Source organism: Salmonirosea aquatica, from assembly GCF_009296315.1.
Taxonomy (GTDB): domain Bacteria; phylum Bacteroidota; class Bacteroidia; order Cytophagales; family Spirosomataceae; genus Salmonirosea; species Salmonirosea aquatica.
Genome location: NZ_WHLY01000002.1, coordinates 3,360,889 through 3,377,831, shown reverse-complemented (window position 1 = coordinate 3,377,831; position 16,943 = coordinate 3,360,889). Strand labels below are relative to the sequence as shown.

Sequence of the window (16,943 nt, the reverse complement as noted above, 5' to 3'; positions counted from 1 at the left end):
AATTCTCCCTGCTATCGCTAGTTTGCAACTGGTAATCTAATGCAATTCAAATTTGCAACTATCTATTAATCAACCAATCCCCTTCAACTCTTCCTCGATTTCCTCTACCGTCGGCAGGCTGCTTTTCAGTTCATCGGGTAGTATTTCCGTAAATTGAAACTCACTTACACCCATAGGTTTGTTGAGGTCGCGCAGGGCAAACTCGGCCTCCACGTTGTTTTTATCCCGGCAGAGCAGGATGCCAATCGTTGGCTTATCGTCTGGTTCTTTCACTAAGGTATCCACCGCCGACAGGTAAAACCGGGTCGCCGGAGCGATTGAGTTTACCGGCGTATTCGGGAATGAACCTGGTATTTTTCAGCTCGATGACCACGTGGCATTTCAGCTTGGTGTGGTAAAAGAGTAAGTCGAGGTAATAATCATTGCCAGCCACTTCCAGATGGTATTGCTGGCCGAGAAATGCAAAGCCTTTGCCCAGTTCCAGCAGAAACTTCATGACGTGCGAAACCAGTTGATTTTCGATATCCCGCTCCTTGTACGGCGCAGACATGGTCATGAAGTCAAAGATGTACGGATCTTTGAGAGTTTGCTCGGCCAACTCGGATTGGGGTGTAGGGAGGGTATGTTTGAAATTTGTGATCGCTTTGCCCTGTCGTTCGTAGAGTCGGGATTTGATCTGCAAGGCCAGTACATCCCGGCTCCAGTTGTTTTCCAGCGTTTGTTGCAGATAGAAATTCGCCTCTTTAATATCACGCGATTTGCTGATAATTAATATATTATGCCCCCAAGGAATTTGGGCAACAGGCTGTTGGCTAAATTCGGCAACAGGCTGTTGCCGAATTTGAGGACTGTGAAAAAGATAAAATTGCCGCGCATACTTCAAGTTGCGAACGGACAGACCATTCATTTCAGGAAACTCAGATTTCAGGTCTTTGGACAGTACGTCCAAGAATTGACTTCCATAACCCGTATGCCTTTCCTCGATCATTTTTCCCAGCTCCCAGTAGAATTCAATCAGGGCGGAATTGACCGCTATGGCGGCTTTCAGCTGCACGGAGCGGATTTTGGCTTTCAGTTCAATCAGCCAGGATTTGTATTCGGGGTCGGATAAGTTTATGGAAATTAGCTAGGTAGGAGCAAGATAGGTAGGAAATCTGTAAACCGGGAGGTAAATCGAAAGCCCGAGCAATTAACTTTCAAAGTTCAAGACGGCAATAGATCAAAAAAAGAGGTAGTCCGTTGCCAGACTACCTCTTCTCAATAAATGGCTACGTTGCGCCGAAAGGCGCTGGATCAGGCCAGGTCGAAACGGCCCAGGTTCATCACCTTAGCCCACACCGCCACAAAATCCTGCACGAATTTCTCCTGCGAATCTCCACATCCGTATACCTCGGCGATGGCCCGCAGTTCGGAGTTAGAGCCGAAAATCAGATCCACCCGGGTACCCGTCCACTTGGGTTCGCCTGTTTTGCGATCACTGCCCACGAATACATTCTGCGCGTCCGAAGTCGCCCGCCAGGTAGTACCCAGATCGAGCAGGTTGACGAAGTAGTCGTTGGTGAGTGTTTCGGGACGCTGGGTGAAAACGCCGTGCTTCGAGTGATCGAAGTTCGTGTTCAATACCCGCATACCCCCTACGAGTACCGTCATCTGGGGTGCAGTCAGCGTCAGGAGCTGGGCTTTGTCAACCAGCATGTCCTCGGCCGAAGACTTATGCTTGGGGTTGAGGTAGTTGCGGAATCCGTCAGCGGCGGGTTCCATGGCATCAAACGATTGCACATCGGTTTGTTCCTGCGATGCATCGGTGCGGCCCGGTGTGAAGGGTACCTTCACCTCGTGTCCGGCGTTTTTCGCTGCCTGCTCGACGCCAGCACAGCCACCCAGCACGATAAGGTCGGCCAGCGAAACCTGTTTTCCTTCCGACTGAGCACCGTTGAACTCATTCCGGATACCTTCCAGCTTTTCCAGCACGCTGGCCAGTTGGGCCGGGTCGTTGACCTCCCAGTCTTTCTGAGGTGCCAGACGAACACGGGCGCCATTGGTACCCCCGCGTTTGTCAGAATCACGGTAGGTAGAAGCCGACGCCCAGGCCGTGGACACCAGTTGGGATACCGGCAGGCCGGAATCAAGAATCTTAGCTTTCAGGGCGGCGATATCTTCGTCGTTGATCAGCTCATGCGTAACGGCTGGTACCGGATCTTGCCAGATCAGTTCTTCGGCAGGTACCTCCGGGCCAAGATAACGCTCCTTGGGGCCCATGTCGCGGTGGGTCAGCTTGAACCAGGCACGGGCGAATGCGTCAGCGAACTCTTCCGGATTTTCGTGGAAATGTCTAGAAATTTTCTCGTAGGCGGGGTCTACCCGCAAAGCGAGGTCGGTGGTAAGCATAAACGGAGCATGGCTTACGGACGAATCGTGGGCATCGGGTACGGTACCATCCCCGGCACCATCCTTGGGTTTCCACTGATGCGCCCCGCCCGGACTCTTTGTCAACTCCCACTCGAAACCGAACAGATGGTCGAAGAATCCATTGCCCCACTGGGTGGGCGTGGTGGTCCAGGCGCCTTCAAGACCACTGGTGATCGTGTGCGCGCCATGCCCGCCACCGAAGGTATTCCGCCAGCCCTGGCTTTGCTCCTCAATGGTGGCACCGGCAGGTTCTGAACTTACGTACTTGCTGGGATCGGCGGCACCATGCGTTTTGCCAAAGGTATGTCCGCCCGCAATGAGCGCGACGGTTTCGTAATCGTTCATCGCCATCCGGCCGAAAGTCTCCCGAATGTGATGCGCGGCGGCAAGCGGATCGGGGTTGCCACCGGGACCTTCGGGATTGACGTAGATAAGCCCCATGTGCGAGGCACCAAGCGGATGCTCAAGCTCACCATCACGCCCATTAGGAAAACGCACATCGTCTCCCAACCACTCCGTCTCCGAGCCCCAGTACACATCTTCCTCCGGCTCCCACATATCGACACGTCCGCCCCCAAACCCGAAGGTCTTCAGGCCCATAGACTCAAGGGCACAGTTGCCGGTAAGCACCATCAGGTCGGCCCAGGATAGTTTCCGGCCATATTTCTGCTTGATGGGCCACAACAGCAGGCGGGCCTTGTCAAGGTTGGCGTTGTCGGGCCAGCTGTTGAGCGGCGCAAAACGCAGCATGCCGGCACCGGCGCCACCCCGGCCATCGCCGATGCGATAGGTACCCGCGCTATGCCAGGCCATGCGGATAAAGAAAGGCCCGTAGTGACCGTAGTCGGCCGGCCACCAGTCCTGCGACGTGGTCATTACATCAAAGATATCCTGTTTCACCGCCGCCAGATCAAGCGTCTTGAACTCTTCGGCGTAGTTGAACCCCTCATCCATCGGATTGGACAAAGAAGAGTGCTGGCGAAGAATATTCAGTTTCAATTGTTTGGGCCACCAGTCGCGGTTTCTGGTGCCGCCGCCCGCACTCTTATTAAGTGCGCCGCTCGTAAACGGGCATTTGCCGACGGTGTTGACTTTACTGTCATCATTGACATCCCATACATGGGTGTGAGGACTTCCGTTATTTGCCATATTGGGTTTATTTTAGTTATTCTACTGGGACAAATTTATCATTATCTTTTCAATAGTTTTTATTTATATTTTTTATATACTGATAGACAAAACCAATTGAATTAGTAGGGTACGGGTTTACAACGGAATGCAAAAAACACTGCACGCGATCGGAAACACTTGAACACCGAACTGCTAAAAGGTTGGCGATAAACGCATGTTTTTAAGTCCTGGGGCAAGCTGTACCTTTGACTGGTCAGTCACAATTCTAAAGTTCATGCGTCAAAGTTGGACCGAATACTGTATTCCGTTTCCGGTAAAAGCAGTCAACCTATCGTCCTCTTAGTACATTTCAGGTACCACCACGAATGAATATCCCCCGCCCTTTCCTCGTAATCTTACTCTTCCTGGCCCCAAACTTTGGATCCTACGGTCAACCTGCTCCGGATGCCATCCATTTTGTGCGGCAGGGCGTTCGTCGGTTGATCTTTGATCAGGATCAGGCTATTCCGCTGGCCGCCTTGAAACCCGGCGAAATCGTCGGTATCGCCTCCATGTACCCTACCAGCCATTACCTCAGCGCGCAGGCCGATGTTCTGGCTAGTGAAAACAAACTCGTCATCAACTCCCGGCAGGAAACCCGGACCAGTATCTGGTTTGGGGGCTTCAACCCTTTTGCCACCTACACGCTGGACCTGGCTTCTACCTCAGGCGAGGGCGAGGTAGGTTTTGAATTCACGGATGCGGGTCGCAGGGAGCAGGTTTACGTGACGGTTGGTTTTAAAGCTGGAGCCATGATTGCGGCCAGACTCCGGATAGTCAGGGAAGCCGCCGTGGTAGCCGACGAGTCCATTGCCACCCACCTCACCGGCACCGAAAAGCTGGAGGGCAGGCTCATTCTGCAGATGCTGGGCAGCGGACTGGTGCTGTACCGGCAGGACAAAGGTTTACCCGTGGCCATCGGACAGAGTGATTTCAACCGGTACCTCGATCTCCGAAAAAAAGAATACATTCACGCTTTTCAGTCAAAACTATTCGTGCAACTCAAAGACGGGCAAGTAGTTATCAATGCGGTCGAATCGGTTTTAAGTACAGGCAACGGGCTGGCGGATATCCGCGCGATCACGTACGAAAACGGCGATCCGTATCTGGATCAGGGAAGACTCTGGTACACGATGTCCATCCGTGGGAGGGCCCTACCCCACCACATCCAGGGTGTCTTCAGTCTGAACCCTACGGTATTCGATTTAAAAATGGAAGGTATCATCGTGTTCGACCGCCAGGACGGCATTCTCCGGAATGAAGTGGCGTCGCACCTGTTCTACGATCGTACCGTCCGCACCTGGCGGGGACTTACTACCGGTTTCAGTGCCTATGCCAATCCGGACAAAGAAAAGAAACAGCTATTGGCCGTCGAGAGCAAGCGCGATCCCCGCTTTGGCTTCTCGGTCATGAATGCCGTGCCGTTTGGCATGGTAGGGGATATCGAAGATCCGCACGTGCTGTTCGATTCGACGGCCCAAAAATGGCGCATGCTGACCTGCGAAAACCAGAACGGCTACAAAGCCATTGTGCTGGAATCGGATTATTGGGACAGAGGTTACACCCGGATCGCCGGCCCGGTGAATCACAACTCGACAGGTACCTCCATCCAGAAAATAGGCGATAAACGGTATTGTTTTTCGGGCAGTTCGGAGCGCGAAATCTTTATCTACACCTACCCTGACCTGCAACCGGCCGGTACCTTGAAAATGGATTTGCCGCCCTGGGATGCCACTGCGGGTACGCGGGTATGGCCCAATGTGGTGCAGCTACCCGAAGGGTACCCTTTCCGGTATGTGGCTTTGATGATGGACCGGTATAACTATCCCGGCCTCCAAGGTCCACACTGGACGTACGGGGCGGTATACCTATACCACGGATATGACTGAGGATTGGGTAAGGCCTTGCCTCCCTTATCTTTACTAATTCAGGACAATTATGTTTATTCACCAGGCACTCGAACCCGACGCATGAAAAGCACTTTTCTCCCGCTTGCCTTTTTTCTGTCATTCTCCCTGGCTACGGCGCAGTCGCCCGCACCCAACCAGCTCCGCACCGACCTGCTCGAGCATACGGATCGAGTCTGGAAAAACGGTTTTTTGACCAACTTCACACTCGAAGAAGCCGCCACTGCACGCTTTCCATTTCAGACCGCCGACCTACGGAGCAACCGGCCCTATTTCAGCTGGATACTTACCGACACCAGTCGACAGATTAGTCAGACGGCCTACCAGCTGCTCGTTGCCAGCACGCAGGAAAAGGCCAGCGCCAACCAGGGCGATGTATGGGATTCGGGCAAGGTAAGCGGTAGCCAGCAAATGAATATCCGCTGTGGGGTACCCCTCGATACCAACCGGATCTACTACTGGAAGGTAAAAACTTGGGATAACAAAGCCCAGGAAAGCGCCTGGTCCGCCCCGAAAGTATTCCGAACGGCCAGGCAACTTTCAGACTACGCCACAGCCTACTATCCGCTGGTAAAATCAGAAGACAAACCCGCCCAACAGCGCCGCCTTAGCAACCAAAGTATGTTGTACGACTTCGGAAAAGACCTGTTTGGCCAACTGTACCTGACCGCCTACAGTCCGTCAGGCGGCGATACATTGCTTGTGCACGTGGGTGAACATGTTACCGCCGATGGCCACGTGCATACCAAGCCCGGGGGTACCCTTCGCTACCGGCTGATCCGCCTGCCGCTGCGACAGGGAGAACATACCTACGCCGTACAGTTTACCTCCGACAAGCGCAATACGGGTCCTAAGGCTATCTTCATGCCTGACTACATCGGCGAAGTACTGCCCTTCCGTTACGTAGAACTGGTGGTACCTTCGGGACAGGTGCGCGTTCAGAATGTCACCCGACACGGCGTTTTTTATCCCTTCAACGAAGCTGCTACTACATTCACCAGTTCGGATACTACCCTGAACCAGATTTGGGATTTGAGCAAGTACTCCATTAAGGCTACCTCTTTCACGGGTTATTACGTGGACGGTGACCGCGAGCGAATACCTTACGAAGCTGACGCGCTCATCAACCAACTGTCGCACTATGCTGTGGATACGGAGTTCAACATGGCCAAGCGCTCGCTCGACTATCTGATTTACCACGCCACCTGGCCTACTGAGTGGTCGCTACAGAATCTGCAGGTAGCCTACTACGACTACCTCTATTCGGGCGACATCCGGGCGGTGGGTACCCTGTATGATGAATTGAAACCCAAGCTACTGCTGGCTCTGGCCCGAAACGACGGGCTGATCAGCACCCGAACGGGTAAGCAAACGGCCGAGTTCAAGAAGTCCATCCACTATGGTACCTTCGACGGTAAAGAAGACCTGAAAGATATCACCGACTGGCCCCAACCCAGTGAGATCGACGGCTTTGAGTTTAAGAAGTACAACGCCATCGTCAATGCTTTTCATTACAAAGCCCTGCTGGCTATGGAGCAAATTGCCCGGGATTTGGGCAAACAGGACGATGCCGCTTTCTACCAGAAACGCGCGCAACAGGTCAGAACGGCTTTCCAGGGTACCTTCATCGATACTAAAGCCGGATTAATCCGCGATGGCGAAGGTACCGACCATGCTTCGTTGCACGCCAATATGTTTGCGCTGGCGTTCGGGCTGGTACCCGAAAAGTACCACGCCAGTGTCCTGGCCCACATCCGCAGCAAAGGGATGGCCACCAGCGTGTACGGATCACAGTTTTTGCTGGATGCGCTCTACAATGCTCACGAAAGCAAGTACGCCTTGTCGTTGCTTACTTCTACGGATTTGCGCAGCTGGTACAACATGATCCGCACCGGTTCTACCCTCACCACCGAAGCCTGGGATACAAGCTTTAAGGCCAATCAGGACTGGAACCATGCCTGGGGAGCCGCGCCAGCTAACCTGATTGTCCGGAAACTGATGGGTGTGGAGCCCCTGACACCCGCCTTTGGTACGATTCAGATCAAGCCTCAGCCCGATACGCTCCGCCAGGCTTCCCTGGACTACACCACGCTGCGCGGAATGGTGAAGGTACGGTTTGAGAATACGCCGGAAAGGTTTGAACTCCATACCACCCTGCCTGCCAACACTACGGGCGTAGTGTACCTACCTCGTAAAAATGCCAGAAGTACGGTGTACCAGGATGGCAAGTCTATTAAGGCTACCGCCGACGGAGCCTTTTGGAAAATAGAGTCCGTGCCATCGGGTACCTATACGTGGGAAGTTCGGTGAGGAATGGGAGGGTAAATTAAGCTATCATGTAATTTTCAGCGGTTTATTGTTTTTCAGGCTTCTTCGGGCAGGAAAGACACATCCACGTAGTACCTGCTTTTGGGATTCAGAGGGTCGATCCATACCGGAATGAGCCGATTGGTCAGGAATGATGCCGGATTATACGAGACCTTTTCACTGTCGAAGAGGTACATTTTCCCATCTGTGGGATTATGCCACTCGGTTCTAACAAAAAATTCCGTTTTTGACTTGGTGGTGTGCATTTCCACCCGACCGGGTAGCTCAATCATCCGTCCGGTCTGGGGTAGCTCGCGTCGCATTTTAGCCCGGTGCATCGCAGCATAAACGGTACCTGCCCCAATGAATAAAAACATTGCACCGAGTCCCCCGAAAACGGCAATCACACCCCACATTTCCCAGAATCCGACGATAACCGCCGTCCAGGGCTTTCCGGGCTCATAGCGAACCTGCACTGGTTCGCCTACCTCATAAGAGGCCGGACTGGAACCGATTTGGGAGGTAAAAGTCTGTTGCTTCCCCGCATCATCCCGGTATTCAACCACCGGGTAGTAGGTCCGCCCGCTTTTAGAGGAAGAACCCGATTCAAGCTCCCGTACTACCCCGTCAGCTACTATAGAGCGAGCCAGAAATTTCTGTTTACCTATGAAAAGGTATATTCCAATACCTAAGGCCACCGCCCCAACCAGAGTGAGAATGATGGCGGTATTTCTTTCCGATTTCTTTTTCATAGGGTTCTGCTCGGGTTTAGATCGATGCAGAAAAATACTGAAAATCAGGGAAACCAGCAGAACAAACTGAGTAAAAGGCGTATATAACCTTGCCAGATCACCCTGCCTTACTTTGAACCGGAAATAGGGTTTTCGGTCGGTAAAAACCAGGCCTGAATTCCTTACCTTATAAAATCAAAACCTATTTCTTTAAATTATTTAATAAATTTAGAATTGATTCAATCCTTGTCCTGATTTTCACCCCTACCTCAATGACAGAAAATACAAAAACCACCGCCTCGCGGCGAAGTTTCATAAAAGGCTCGCTGGCCACGCTGGCTACAGTTTCCATTGTGCCCCGGCACGTATTGGGCAAAGGCTTCCTGGCTCCTAGCGACATACTGACCAAGGCTATTGTGGGCGTGGGCGGCATGGGCCGCGGACATATTCCCTACGCAGGTACCAAAGTGGTGGCCCTATGCGATGTGGACAAAAACCACTTGCAACAGGCCGTCAAGCTGGTGGGACAGCCTGTCAAAACGTTCTCGGATTACCGGGAGCTAATTCAACTACCCGAGGTTGATATTGTGCACGTAGCCACGCCCCCGCACTGGCATGGCATCATTGCCGCCGATGCCGCCCGGGCGGGAAAGGATGTGTGGTGTGAAAAACCCATGACGCGCACCATCGGCGAGGGCAAGCGGCTGGTGGAGGCGGTCCAGCAACATGGCCGGATTTTCCGTCTGAATACCTGGTTTCGGTTCGAATCTAATTTCTACGGTATGAAAACCACCGTAAAGCCCATCAAGAAATTAGTGGAAAGCGGTATGCTGGGTTGGCCGCTTAAGGTGACCGTGGGCAAGCACACCGGCTTCGACTGGAAGTTTTATTGGGTAGGCCGGACCAATAATACTCCCGAACCAATCCCCGCCGAACTGGACTACGATATGTGGCTCGGCCCTGCTCCCTACAAGCCCTACAACCCGCACCGCGTCCATCAGACTTTCCGGGGTTATTGGGATTACGACGGCGGCGGACTGGGCGATATGGGCCAACACTACCTCGATCCGATTCAGTATTTTCTGGGTAAAGACTATACCAGTCCGGTTACCGTGGAAGTGGATGCGCCGCAGCAGCACACCGAAGCCGTGGGTACCTGGCGGCGCATTACGTATACGTATGCCGATGGCTGCCAGATTGTACTGGACGGCGAAGGCAAGGACGAAAACGTGGCCTACATCGAAGGGCCCAAAGGGAAGTTATACCCTGGTTTCCGTTCGGACATTTCCGATCTGGACAAAAAACTGGCTGCTTTCCCTGATCCCGAACCCCAGGTGACGGACTTTGTCGATGCAGTCAAAAACCGGAAGAAATTTGCGTTGAACGAAGAGAACGGGCACCGCTCCTGTACCCTGGTCAACATGGGACTAGCCGCTCTGAGGTTGGGACGCTCCCTGAAATATGATCCTGATAAGCAGGTATTTATTGACGACGAAGGCGCCAATCGGCTCATCGACCAACCCATGCGCGGCCCCTGGACTATCTGATCCCATCGGGCTGACAATCTTTTTTACCACGTTCAACCAGCACCCCTATAAGCCATCGGGGCTATATTCCATAAAAATGAAAAGCATACTTTATTCATTCCTTCTCCTGTGCCTGTGTGTACCTCACGCCTGGTCACAAGCCGACACGGAGGCTAAAATAACGGCTATTCTGGCCAAACTACCCGCTACCAATGCCGACCGGCTGTCTAAAGCCATGGAGGAAATTGCGGCGCTGGGCAAGCCGGGGTTGGTAAATATCGCTACCAAACTGACGCCGCCGGGTAAAGGCGATAACACCAAAACCGAGTACGCCCTGGGAGGATTCAGCTATGCCGCTACCCAAAGTGGCCGCGAAGCCTGGCGTACAATGGCTGCCGCAGCCTACGCCGAAGCACTGACCAGGGTACCTGATGCCTACAATAAGATGTTCTTGATTTATCAGCTACAAACCGTAGGCAAAGACGAGTCCGTACCCGTGCTGGCGGGGTACCTCAATGATGAAAATCTTTCGGGTCCTGCTTCCCGGGCCCTGGCCCGGATCGGCACCCCGGCGGCGGGTGAGGCTCTTTTACAGGCTTTACCCAAAGCCAGTGACGCCAATAAGGGGTACCTCATCGAAGCATTGGGCATGGCAAAATACCAGCAGGCCGCTGCCGCTCTTGAAAAAACCGCTGCCAGCGATAATCGGAATATCAGAAAAGTGAGCCTGTATGCGCTCTCCGAACTGGCCGTTCCCAGCTCAGCCAAAGTACTGGCTTCTGCGGCCCAAAGTACCTCCTACACTTACGACGAAGCCGACGCCACGGCGGTATATCTGAAATACCTGGCGCATCTGGCAGGAAATGGCTCAGCACCCCTGGCTGAAAAGGCAGCCCTCGACTTACTCAAACCTGCCATTCCCACGGCCACACGCTCGTCGGCACTGAAAGTCTATTCGGATAGCCGCGGACAGGCGGGGGTACCTATACTGGTGCAAGCCATGAATAGCGATGATGCCGAATACCGCGCCGCCGCCCTCAAACTGGCCCAGCCGTATGTCGACAAAGGTACCTCACCGTGGGTAGCCGCACTTAAAAAAGCCAAACCGGAGGTGCAAGCCGAAATCATCAGCATGCTGGGCCGTGCGGGCGCGACTAGTGCCTTGCCTACAATTGTGAAGTATTTAAGTTCGAAAAACAGTCAGGTTAAACAAGCGGCTATCTGGACTACCGGAAAACTAGGGGGTACCTCCGCCATCACAAGCCTGCTGCCCGTACTAAAAACGGGATCTGCCCAGGACATCGAAACGGTAAAAAATACGCTGCTAACGCTCCCGGCGAAGGGATTGACGGATCAACTGGCCGATGCCCTACCCCAGTTGCCTACTGGCGCTCAGCCTGCCGTCATTGAGGTACTGGCCGCCAGGAAGGCTTCCGATAAGCTCGCGGTGGTCTCTCCCTTTCTGAAAAGTACCGATACAACGGTTAGCTCGGCAGCTTTTAAGGCTTTAAAATCCTTATCTACTTCCAATGACCTACCCCAGCTGTTCGCCTTACTCAACACTGTACCCGCAGCACAGTCAATCTCCGAAGTGCAAAAGGCTATCAGCGAAAGCATTCAGACAACGGGCGATGCCGCAGCGCAAAGTGAACAGGTACTCAACCAGATGGGAGCGGCTCCAGCGGCTAAGCGTCCGTATTACCTGGCCGTACTGTCCACGATTGGAGGTACCCGGGCTCTGAACTCGGTGGTAGCGGCCTACACGACCGGCGATCAGCAGACTAAAAAAGCTGCCATCGCTGCGCTTTCCAATTGGACTGATGCCCGTGCCGCGCCCGAATTACTTGCTATCAGCCAAAAAACGAAAGATGCGGATGAGTTGAATGCCGCCCTCACGGGATATGTAGCCACCGTGGGGAAATCGGCCCAAACGCCGGTCAATAAGGTAATCATGCTGCGAAATGCGCTGGATGTAGCCACTACTTCCGCGCAGAAGGAAACGATTCTAAATGAGCTTTCGAAATACAAAACCTTCAATGCACTGCTGGTAGCCGGGAAGTACCTGGACGAGGCACCCGTACAACAGGCCGCAGCCAAGGCAGTAGCCAGCATTGCCCTGGCCAATCCCGAATTTTACGGCTCTGAAATCCGTACTCTACTGACAAAAGCCTCGTCACTATTGATCGGTCAGGGAAGTGAGTATCAGCAGCAGGCCATCCAAAAGCACCTGGCCGACATGCCCAAGGGCGAAGGCTTTGTGGCTATTTTCAACGGAAAAGACCTCACGGGTTGGAAGGGATTGGTGGAAAACCCGACCAAGCGCAGCAAAATGCATCCAGACACGCTGGCCGCCAAACAGAAAATAGCTGACGCCGAAGCCCAAAAGGGTTGGTACGCCAAAGATGGCGACCTCATCTTTACGGGTCATGGCAATAATCTGGCGACCACAAAGCAGTACGGTGATTTTGAGATGTACGTGGATTGGAAAATCGAGCCAAACGGCGATGCGGGAATTTACCTGCGGGGTACCCCGCAGGTGCAGATCTGGGATACTTCTCGTGTCGATGTAGGCGCTCAGGTAGGGTCGGGCGGCTTGTATAATAACCAGAAGAACCCCAGCAAACCCACCCAACTGGCCGACAACGCCATCGGCGACTGGAATACCTTCCACATCACGATGGTGGGCGATCGCGTATCGGTGGATCTGAACGGCGTGAACGTGGTAAATAACGTGACCCTTGAAAACTACTGGGATCGTAATCTGCCCATTTTTGCCAAAGAGCAGATCGAGCTGCAGGCTCATGGTACCCTGGTGGCTTACCGAGACATCTACGTACGCGAAATTCCCCGCCCGGAACCTTACCAACTGACCGCCGAGGAAAAAAACGCGGGCTATAAGGTACTGTTCGACGGAACCAACCTATTCGAGTGGGTGGGCAACAAAACGGATTATTTCATCGAAAATGGCGACCTGGTCATTGATCCCACCCGGGGTGGACAAGGCAATCTTTACACCAAAGATGAGTACAGCGACTTCGTGTACCGCTTCGAGTTCCAACTTACGCCGGGGGCCAACAACGGCCTGGGCATCCGCACTCCGCTGGAAGGTGACGCGGCCTACGTAGGTACCGAAATTCAGATTCTGGATAATGACGCCGATATCTACAAAAATCTGCAACCCTATCAATACCACGGCTCGGCTTACGGTATTATACCCGCCAAGCGGGGGTACCTTAAGCCGGTAGGCGAATGGAACTCCGAGGAAGTATATGTGAAAGGGTCAAAAATACGGGTAACCCTGAATGGTACCGTGATTCTGGACGGCGACCTGGCCGAAGCCAGCAAAAACGGCACGGCTGACCACAAAGAACACCCTGGCCTGAGCCGTACCTCGGGCCACATCGGCTACCTGGGCCACGGCAACCCGCTCCGCTTCCGGAACATCCGGGTGCTCGATCTTTCCAAAGTTGAGGAAGCTCCAGCCCCGGCGGCCAGCGTTGAAACCGGGAAGAAAAAATCGAAGCGAAAGAAATAAGCAGATGACAAGCCGGATGTCGGATTTAAAAAAATCCGACACCTGGTTTGCGCCTTTTTTTTACAATCCTGCATCATCCGATACCCCCTGCGCGAGCGCCGTCCAGTCCAGGTTGTCCCGGCCTTTGGCAATGGCCGACAGCAGGCGGTCGCGGAGCAGGTTGGCCAGCGGCATGGGTACCTGCACATCCGAGGATGCTTCCAGTACCAGATTTAAGTCTTTCAGTCCTAAAGGCAACTTGAATCCCACCGTTTCGTAGTTGTTTTGGTGGATCATCCGTCCATAGCCCTGGAAAATTGGCGTAGCAAAGAGCGTTTGGGTAAACATATCGTACATCGCCTGCCGGGGTACCCCGCTTTTTTCACCCATCGTGAAGGCTTCGGCCATCATTTCCATGCTGGCGGCAATCATAAAATTCCCGGCCAGCTTCACCACGTTGGCAGCTCCTACCTCATCACCAAAATCAAAAAATCCTTTGACCGAGGGAGCGATAATGGGTCTGGCCCGTTCCTTCGCTTTTGCTTCGCCCGACACGCACAGATTCCCAATACGGGCCGTTACGGCTTCGGGACGGGCGAATATCGGAGCAGCCACATAACCCACCCCGTACCACTCGTGCATTTCGGCCAGGCGACGCGCCGTAGCGGGAGCAATGGTGCTCATGGAAATATGCAGACCGCCTTCACCTAATTTTTCCAGAACTTCTTTCGTAACGGTTTCCTTTACGGCAGCATCGTTGGCCAATACAGATACAATTACCCCGCCCGGTGTGACGGCATCTTTGGGACTATCGGCCTCGCTGGCACCCTGGTCCAGCAGCGACTGAGCTTTGCCGGGAGTACGGTTCCAGACCGTGACTTCATGACCATCCTGAATAAGATTAGCGGCAATGGGGGTACCTAGGGTACCCAGACCCATGAAGGCAATTTTTTCGGACATAATGGATAGGTTGGTTTGGTTTGAATCTGATTGAATCCGTAGCAGGGTTAACAAGTAAACTATACTTGAATAGCCCCTACATTAAAGCGTTGCGTAATCGGAGCCTGATTGGCTGCTTCTATACCCAGCGAAATGATGCGCCGGGTTTCGCGCGGATCAATGATGCCATCCACCCACAGGCGGGCGGCGGCGTAGTAAGGTGAAAGTTGTTCATTATAGCGATCTGTAATTTCTTTCAACAGCTCTTGCTCGGCCTCGGGAGTTATTTCTTTTCCTTTGGCTTTAAGCGAAGCCGATTCAATTTGTACCAGCGTTTTGGCGGCGGCAGCGCCACTCATCACGGCCATCTGGGCGGTGGGCCAGGCGTAGATCAGGCGCGGGTCGTAGGCCTTGCCACACATGGCGTAGTTGCCAGCACCGTAGGAATTACCCACAATGAATGTAAATTTTGGCACGACCGAGTTGGCTACGGCGTTCACCATTTTGGCACCGTCCTTGATGATGCCTCCCTGCTCGGCGCGGCTGCCGACCATGAAGCCCGTCACATCGTGAAAAAACAGTAAAGGGATTTTCTTCTGGTTGCAATTCATGATAAAACGGGCGGCTTTGTCGGCGGCCTCACCGTAAATCACACCGCCCATCTGCATCTCCCCTTTGCCGGACTTGACCATTTTGCGCTGATTGGCTACGATCCCTACCGCCCAGCCCTCTACCCGGGCGTAAGCACAGAGCAACGTTTTGCCGTAGTCGGGCTTATACTCTTCCAGTTCCGAATCGTCCACGATGCATTCCAAAAGCTGGGTCATGTCATAGGGTCGGAAGCGGTCGGCCGGTAAAATTTCAAAGATTTCATCCGGCTGGCGTTTCGGAAGTACCGCCTCAACACGGCTGAAACCAGCGTTTTCGGGAGCGCCCAGTTTACTCATACTCCGCCGGATGGCGTCCAGGCAGCTTTTATCGTCGGGGTACTTGTTGTCGGTCACTCCCGAAATTTCGCAATGCATCGTGGCACCACCCAGGGTTTCGGCATCTACTTCCTCGCCTACTGACGACTTGACCAAGTATGGCCCGGCCAGAAATACCGATCCGGTACCTTCTACAATCAGCGCCTCGTCGGACATGATAGGTAGGTAGGCCCCGCCCGCCACGCAGCTACCCATGATGGCAGCAATTTGGGGTATGCCCAGGGCCGACATGTGGGCGTTGTTCCGAAAAACACGTCCGAAATGCTCCTTATCGGCAAATACCTCGGCTTGCATGGGCAGGTACACGCCAGCGCTGTCGACCAGATAGATAATCGGCAGATGGTTTTCCATCGCTACTTCCTGAGCCCGGAGGTTTTTCTTGGCCGTGATAGGAAACCATGCTCCGGCTTTCACCGTGGCATCGTTGGCCACCACCACGCACAGCCGTCCCGCAACGTACCCGATGCCCACCACGACGCCACCCGCGGGACAGCCGCCTTCATCTTCGTACATCCCCTCCCCGGCAAAAGCTCCGATTTCCAGGAAATACGAGTTTTCATCGAGCAGGTAATGCACCCGTTCGCGGGCGGTGAGTTTGCCCTTATTATGCTGGCTTTCAATCTTTTTTATGCCTCCGCCCAGTTGTACGGTAGCATAGCGGACATTGTAATCGTCAAGAAGTTCGGTCAAAGAAGCGGGCTCAGTCATGGGGTTGATGAAGTAGTTTTTTGAGAAATCGGTGGATGCGTATTTCCATCAAAAATAAAAAGTCGCCCGCCCGTAAGCAAACGACTTTTGAAAGTGATCCTTTTAAGCCAGGTTGAACTACTCCAACTCAATCCCCTCTTCGGCCAGGTACTTCCCAATATTAAAAAATTTAGCGTCCAGCAATTCAATGTCCTGATTCCAGTCTTTGGTAAGCCAGTCTTTACCGGGCTCGGCCACGATCACCTTACGGCTGATGGTAAAAATCCAGATGACCCGCTGCACTCCAAAATCCAGTAATTTTTGAGTTTTCAGGTGGACGTAATCGAAAGCACCTTCCTCAGAATAATCGATGTTGGTATCTACCTCGACCACTGCTTTCGGGGGCACGTCGGCATAGTGAACATTGATTTTTTTAATAGTTAGGGTACTGCGTTCAAAAAGGGCTAGGTCACCCGCCAGATTGTTTCGCTTGTCGATGTGGAGACCAATTTCACTTCCTAAGAAGTAATACTGCTTTTCGTCAAGATTCCTGTATACAAATCGAAACAAAAAACTAACGATAAAGCTCTGTAATGTGCTGCTTCCCATAACGTCATCCAGAGTTTGCTCCCCGGCTAGTACTTTTTTAAAATTAGGGTAATAGAAGGGCCTACCGTCGATGGTTTCCTTAACCAGGGCGGTGGGAATTGGGGAAGCAGGCTTAGTTAATTCGTGAACATGCATGGCGGTGAGTACTTAGTACAAGA

The 16,943-nt window shown here is 53.1% G+C and carries 11 protein-coding genes; 4 read left to right on the top strand and 7 right to left on the bottom strand.

What is annotated here, in order from left to right:
• Window positions 1-69: 69 nt before the first annotated feature.
• The 3 genes from GBK04_RS30670 to katG all read right to left on the bottom strand — a co-directional run bounded on the left by GBK04_RS30670 (window position 70) and on the right by katG (window position 3,558).
• Window positions 70-273 carry a PDDEXK nuclease domain-containing protein gene (locus GBK04_RS30670; protein ID WP_373331005.1) on the bottom strand — a complete coding sequence of 68 codons (204 nt, stop codon included), beginning with the start codon at window positions 271-273 and terminating at the stop codon, window positions 70-72.
• The gene (locus GBK04_RS15265; protein ID WP_373331004.1) at window positions 254-1,054 is read right to left on the bottom strand and encodes a PDDEXK nuclease domain-containing protein; all 801 of its coding nucleotides are present in this window, start codon (window positions 1,052-1,054) and stop codon (window positions 254-256) included. The genes GBK04_RS30670 and GBK04_RS15265 overlap by 20 nt, the downstream gene beginning before the upstream one ends.
• Before the next feature lie 239 nt (window positions 1,055-1,293).
• On the bottom strand, window positions 1,294-3,558 hold the full coding sequence (gene katG, locus GBK04_RS15260) for a catalase/peroxidase HPI (RefSeq protein WP_152761101.1): 2,265 nt from the start codon (window positions 3,556-3,558) through the stop codon (window positions 1,294-1,296).
• A gap of 347 nt (window positions 3,559-3,905) precedes the next feature.
• Between katG and GBK04_RS15255 the strand changes: the two genes are divergently transcribed.
• Both GBK04_RS15255 and GBK04_RS15250 read left to right on the top strand, forming a co-directional pair.
• On the top strand, window positions 3,906-5,468 hold the full coding sequence (locus GBK04_RS15255; protein ID WP_152761099.1) for a hypothetical protein: 1,563 nt from the start codon (window positions 3,906-3,908) through the stop codon (window positions 5,466-5,468).
• Between the two features lie 81 nt (window positions 5,469-5,549).
• A complete protein-coding gene (locus GBK04_RS15250) occupies window positions 5,550-7,796 on the top strand; it encodes an alpha-L-rhamnosidase-related protein (protein WP_152761097.1) in 2,247 nt (748 codons plus the stop codon).
• Window positions 7,797-7,849: 53 nt separating this feature from the next.
• Here GBK04_RS15250 and GBK04_RS15245 read toward each other — a convergent pair whose 3' ends face one another.
• Complete coding sequence (locus tag GBK04_RS15245; RefSeq protein ID WP_152761095.1) at window positions 7,850-8,545, bottom strand: DUF3592 domain-containing protein; 696 nt, start codon at window positions 8,543-8,545, stop codon at window positions 7,850-7,852.
• 251 nt (window positions 8,546-8,796) lie between these two features.
• On the opposite strand from GBK04_RS15245, the gene GBK04_RS15240 reads away from it, so the two are divergent.
• Window positions 8,797-10,071: a Gfo/Idh/MocA family oxidoreductase gene (locus GBK04_RS15240; protein ID WP_152761093.1), complete on the top strand. Its 1,275-nt coding sequence runs from the start codon at window positions 8,797-8,799 to the stop codon at window positions 10,069-10,071.
• A 76-nt stretch (window positions 10,072-10,147) separates the two neighbouring features.
• Window positions 10,148-13,585 carry a 3-keto-alpha-glucoside-1,2-lyase-like domain-containing protein gene (locus tag GBK04_RS15235; RefSeq protein WP_152761091.1) on the top strand — a complete coding sequence of 1,146 codons (3,438 nt, stop codon included), beginning with the start codon at window positions 10,148-10,150 and terminating at the stop codon, window positions 13,583-13,585.
• A 60-nt stretch (window positions 13,586-13,645) separates the two neighbouring features.
• On the opposite strand, the gene GBK04_RS15230 is transcribed toward GBK04_RS15235, so the two are convergent.
• The 3 genes from GBK04_RS15230 to GBK04_RS15220 form a co-directional block, all read right to left on the bottom strand.
• A complete protein-coding gene (locus tag GBK04_RS15230; RefSeq protein WP_152761088.1) occupies window positions 13,646-14,524 on the bottom strand; it encodes an NAD(P)-dependent oxidoreductase in 879 nt (292 codons plus the stop codon).
• Window positions 14,525-14,583: 59 nt separating this feature from the next.
• Complete coding sequence (locus tag GBK04_RS15225; protein WP_152761086.1) at window positions 14,584-16,197, bottom strand: acyl-CoA carboxylase subunit beta; 1,614 nt, start codon at window positions 16,195-16,197, stop codon at window positions 14,584-14,586.
• A gap of 117 nt (window positions 16,198-16,314) precedes the next feature.
• Window positions 16,315-16,920, bottom strand: a complete 606-nt coding sequence (locus GBK04_RS15220; RefSeq protein ID WP_152761084.1) for a Uma2 family endonuclease — start codon at window positions 16,918-16,920, stop codon at window positions 16,315-16,317.
• Between the last annotated feature and the right edge of the window lie 23 nt (window positions 16,921-16,943).

Excerpts from the sequence above, each read along its gene's own strand:
- katG (WP_152761101.1), bottom strand. The coding sequence starts at position 3,558 with ATGGCAAATAACGGAAGTCCTCACACCCATGTATGGGATGTCAATGAT.
- GBK04_RS15255 (WP_152761099.1), top strand. The coding sequence starts at position 3,906 with ATGAATATCCCCCGCCCTTTCCTCGTAATCTTACTCTTCCTGGCCCCA.
- GBK04_RS15250 (WP_152761097.1), top strand. The coding sequence starts at position 5,550 with ATGAAAAGCACTTTTCTCCCGCTTGCCTTTTTTCTGTCATTCTCCCTG.
- GBK04_RS15245 (WP_152761095.1), bottom strand. The coding sequence starts at position 8,545 with ATGAAAAAGAAATCGGAAAGAAATACCGCCATCATTCTCACTCTGGTT.
- GBK04_RS15240 (WP_152761093.1), top strand. The coding sequence starts at position 8,797 with ATGACAGAAAATACAAAAACCACCGCCTCGCGGCGAAGTTTCATAAAA.
- GBK04_RS15235 (WP_152761091.1), top strand. The coding sequence starts at position 10,148 with ATGAAAAGCATACTTTATTCATTCCTTCTCCTGTGCCTGTGTGTACCT.
- GBK04_RS15230 (WP_152761088.1), bottom strand. The coding sequence starts at position 14,524 with ATGTCCGAAAAAATTGCCTTCATGGGTCTGGGTACCCTAGGTACCCCC.
- GBK04_RS15225 (WP_152761086.1), bottom strand. The coding sequence starts at position 16,197 with ATGACTGAGCCCGCTTCTTTGACCGAACTTCTTGACGATTACAATGTC.
- GBK04_RS15220 (WP_152761084.1), bottom strand. The coding sequence starts at position 16,920 with ATGCATGTTCACGAATTAACTAAGCCTGCTTCCCCAATTCCCACCGCC.